The sequence below is a fragment of the Streptomyces sp. NPDC058375 genome, assembly GCF_042723425.1.
Taxonomy (GTDB): domain Bacteria; phylum Actinomycetota; class Actinomycetes; order Streptomycetales; family Streptomycetaceae; genus Streptomyces; species Streptomyces durocortorensis.
Genome location: NZ_JBHXJG010000467.1, coordinates 1 through 2,036, shown reverse-complemented (window position 1 = coordinate 2,036; position 2,036 = coordinate 1). Strand labels below are relative to the sequence as shown.

The following is a 2,036-nucleotide window of genomic DNA, read 5'->3' as shown; positions in this document are numbered from 1 at the left end:
GGTGGGCAGCGGGGCGGGCCCGCGCCGCGAGGGGTGACCGGCGGCTCCCCCCCCTGGTCCCCCCGGCGGGCCAGGCGGTGTTGACGCCCCCCGGGCCGGGGGGCGTCAACTCCGCTAAAGGTTCCGCCGCATGACGATCGACGCCTACCGTGGCCGGGACTCCGAGACGAGATTTCAGCGCTTGCTGGACGACCTGCTCCCGCTCTACATGGGCGCCTGGCGGCTGCCGGAGGGTGAGGGCCGCGCTCGGCACGCCGGGGTGGCGGCTGTGGCCCCGTGGCTCCCGGCGGACGCGGGCCGGACCTGGCGCGGGGCCGTCGTCCCGAGGTGGCGTGGGAGCTGGGTGGCCATCCCGACAGCATGGCGATGCCTCGCCGGATGAGCTCAGCCTTGCTGACGCAGGACGGGAGCCCCCGGCGGTGATGTGTTCACTGTGGGGGGCTCCTCCTGTCCCTGCCCGCTGCTCAGACGCCCACGGACGAGAATCCGCCGTCCACGTGCAGCACTTGCCCAGTGATGGCGCGGGAGTCATCCCCGAGGAGGAACGAGACCGTGTCGGCGACCGGCGAGGCGTCCGAGGTGTCCCAGCCCAGTGGAGCGCGCTTCGGCCACGCCTCTGCGAGGGACTCGAAGCCCGGGATGGACTTGCCGGCCATGGTGGTGATCGGGCCGCTGTCGACGGCGTTGACGCGGATGCGCTTCGGCCCCAGATCCCGTGCCAGATACCGGTTGGTCGACTCCAGAGCCGCTTTGACCGGGCCCATCCAGTCGTAGACTCGCGCTGGGAGGGATCGTCCAGACTGGACAGCGCGATGTTCAGTTCCCGGTCGCTGAACTGCGTGACGACGTAGTGGATGATCCGGGCCACGCGGTCCAGCGGCGTCGTCTGCTCCCCGACCGACAGCATCATGACGGGGACGAAGATCCGGTTGTCGAGCAGCCCGGCCTCTACGAGCTGGTCGAAGCGTCGACGGGTGGTCTCCTCGCCACCCCAGATACCCTGCGCTATGCCCAATCGGCCGAGCAGGGGGGAAGCGCATGTCGGTGAACACGGCGGGGATCGTGGCGCGCCGGACATTCGGTGACGCTCTGAAGGCGGTACGCGCCGCTGCCCGCACACCCGGCGGCATGAAGATCAAGCAGAGCGACGTGAGCAGCGCACTGGGCCGCTCGACCATCGACCGCTACTCCCGACTCGAACGTGGTGCGGCGCTACCCGACGACGATGAGTGGCGAGTGATCGTCAAGGCCCTCCAATTGGACAAAGAGGCGAAGGTCCGGCTGGAGACGCTGCTGCGGGCGGCTCAGTCCATCGAGAGTGCCTGGTGGCGCGAATTCGAGGAGGAATTCGACGAGTCGCTCCTGGAATTCGTTGCCTACGAGGACGCCGCCACGAAGTTGACCTACTGCGCCGGCAACGTCCTGCCCGGCATCCTTCAGCGTCGCCCGTACGCGGAGGCGCTGACGCTCTCGCTGGACAAGGCGGTTCTCTCGCCGCACCAGATGGACCGATCCGCGCACCTGCGCGGACAGCGCCGAGGGATCTTCGACAAGAGCCACCCGCCGATCGTCGAAGCGATCATCGGCGAGGGCGCCCTGCGTCAGCAAGTCGGTGGCAAAGCCGTGATGGCCAGCCAGCTCGACGCGCTGATCGAGGACGCGGAATCGGGGAGGGTCTCCTTCAGGGTCATCCCCTTCACGGCCAGCGCCACGCTGACCTACATGTTTACGCTGCTGGAATTCGGTGGGGCGGGGGAGAGGTCGATTGTGGCCTTCGACGCAATGACCGGGATGTCGTCCAGGAAGTCGCCCCGTGAAATCCGGGAACTGCGCTCATATATCGAATCGCTGCGAAATCTGGCAGAGGCTCCGATAGCTTCGCTGGAACTTTTGAGAACGATCAGGAAAGAGCTGTCGCGTGACTAAGACCATGTAGGACACGGTCTTAGACCGTGTCCTACATGGCCAGTTGGCGGTTGTGCTGTTCATGGGAAGTGGACGGTGGGGATGGATCGTTCCGGACGGACTGTGGGAGA

General features: G+C 67.2%; 3 protein-coding genes. 2 read left to right on the top strand and 1 reads right to left on the bottom strand.

From position 1 onward, the window contains the following. Positions 1 to 130: 130 nt before the first annotated feature. A complete protein-coding gene (locus ACFWM7_RS35100; RefSeq protein ID WP_383268794.1) occupies positions 131 to 382 on the top strand; it encodes a hypothetical protein in 252 nt (83 codons plus the stop codon). Between the two features lie 82 nt (positions 383 to 464). On the opposite strand, the gene ACFWM7_RS35095 is transcribed toward ACFWM7_RS35100, so the two are convergent. Next, positions 465 to 1,040 (bottom strand): SDR family oxidoreductase, encoded by a 576-nt coding sequence (locus tag ACFWM7_RS35095; protein ID WP_383268797.1) that lies wholly within the window; start codon positions 1,038 to 1,040, stop codon positions 465 to 467. Between ACFWM7_RS35095 and ACFWM7_RS35090 the strand changes: the two genes are divergently transcribed. After that, on the top strand, positions 1,039 to 1,926 hold the full coding sequence (locus ACFWM7_RS35090; RefSeq protein ID WP_383268792.1) for a DUF5753 domain-containing protein: 888 nt from the start codon (positions 1,039 to 1,041) through the stop codon (positions 1,924 to 1,926). The genes ACFWM7_RS35095 and ACFWM7_RS35090 overlap by 2 nt on opposite strands. Positions 1,927 to 2,036: the final 110 nt, after the last annotated feature.

Excerpts from the sequence above, each read along its gene's own strand:
- ACFWM7_RS35100 (WP_383268794.1), top strand. The coding sequence starts at position 131 with ATGACGATCGACGCCTACCGTGGCCGGGACTCCGAGACGAGATTTCAG.
- ACFWM7_RS35090 (WP_383268792.1), top strand. The coding sequence starts at position 1,039 with ATGTCGGTGAACACGGCGGGGATCGTGGCGCGCCGGACATTCGGTGAC.
- ACFWM7_RS35095 (WP_383268797.1), bottom strand. The coding sequence starts at position 1,040 with ATGCGCTTCCCCCCTGCTCGGCCGATTGGGCATAGCGCAGGGTATCTG.